Raw genomic sequence first — 1351 nt, 5'->3', positions numbered from 1 at the left:
CCTGCTCGTGCTCAGGACATCGGAGACAGTTGATGTCTCAGCACATCGCGGACACTGACTGGCTCCCTCCGGCCGGACTGGCTGCGGTTGTGGCCAGCCTGCCGGGGTGGGCAGAACAGGGTTCGAGATGGATCCCGCGCTCGTTGCCGCGGTCGCCCGTGTCGCCGCCGGCGAGAAGGTCAATGTCAGTGGGGTGTGCCGGGAGCACGGTGTGTCCCGGGCGGTGTTCTACCGCAAACTCGACCGGTTCCGAGAGCACGGCAGCGCCGGGCTCGCCCCGCGTTCCCGCGCCCCGCGCACCCGCCCGACGAGTACGCCCGCGCCTGTCGGGGAGGCGGTGGTGCGGGCCCGCAAGGAGCTCGCCGACCAGGGCTGGGACCACGGCGCGCAGACGATCCGCTGGCGGCTGCTCGACATCGCCGCCACCGGTGTCCACCCCACCGGCGGGCCGGTGCCCGACCTCGGCGAGGTCCCGTCGCGGGCCACGATCCACCGCATCCTGCTCGACCGCGGCCAGATCACCCCGGCGCCGCGCAAACGTCCCCACCGGGGGCGGCGTTTCGTGCATCCCGCCCCGAACGCGGTGTGGCAGATCGACGGCACCACCACCCTGCTCGCCACCGGCACCCGGGCCACGATCGTGCAGGTCATCGATGACCATTCCCGCCTCGACATCGCCTGCCACGCCGCGACCGGCGAGAACAGCGACGCGGTCTGGCAGGCGCTGAGCGCCGGCTTCGAGCGCTACGGGCACCCGGCCTGCGTGCTCTCCGACAACGGCGCCGCCTTCTCCGGGCGCCGCCGACAATGGCCCCTGGTCGAGATGGAGCGCCACCTCGCCGCGCTGGGGATCACCACGATCGTGTCCTCGGTCGGTCACCCCCAGACCTGCGGGAAGAACGAACGCGCCCACCAAACCCTGCAACGCTGGCTCGCCGCCCGACCCGCCCCACACACCCTGGTCGAGCTGCAGGCCCTGCTCGAGGCCTACCGGCAGGGCTACAACCGCCGCCGCCACCAGGCCCTCGACGGCGACACCCCGCACCAGCGTTTCCACGCCACCGACCGCGCCCGACCCGCCGGGCCCGCACCACGGGTGGCCGGGCACCTCACCCGCGCCGTCTCCTCCACCGGGGTGATCGGATTCAGCGGCACCTCCATCGGCCTGGGCCGACGCCACGCCGGCGCCACCGCCGAGGTGTTCTGGCAAGGCGACCGCGTCACCGTTCTGATCAACGACACCGTCGCCGCCAGCCATACCCTCGACCGCACCACCCGCTACCAGCGGACAACCAACCTGTCTCCGATGTGCTGAGACAGACCTGTGTCAGATGTGCTGAGACATCACAGG

The 1351-nt window shown here is 71.9% G+C and carries 1 protein-coding gene; it reads left to right on the top strand.

Annotated elements, in window-relative coordinates:
- Positions 1 to 106 precede the first annotated feature (106 nt).
- Complete coding sequence (locus PH189_RS30245) at positions 107 to 1315, top strand: DDE-type integrase/transposase/recombinase (protein WP_274192573.1); 1209 nt, start codon at positions 107 to 109, stop codon at positions 1313 to 1315.
- Positions 1316 to 1351 lie beyond the last annotated feature (36 nt).

This window comes from Actinomycetospora chibensis, assembly GCF_028737215.1.
In the GTDB taxonomy this organism is placed as follows: domain Bacteria; phylum Actinomycetota; class Actinomycetes; order Mycobacteriales; family Pseudonocardiaceae; genus Actinomycetospora; species Actinomycetospora chibensis.
The sequence above is the reverse complement of the archived record's forward strand: the minus strand, read 5'-3'. Positions and strand labels throughout refer to the sequence as shown.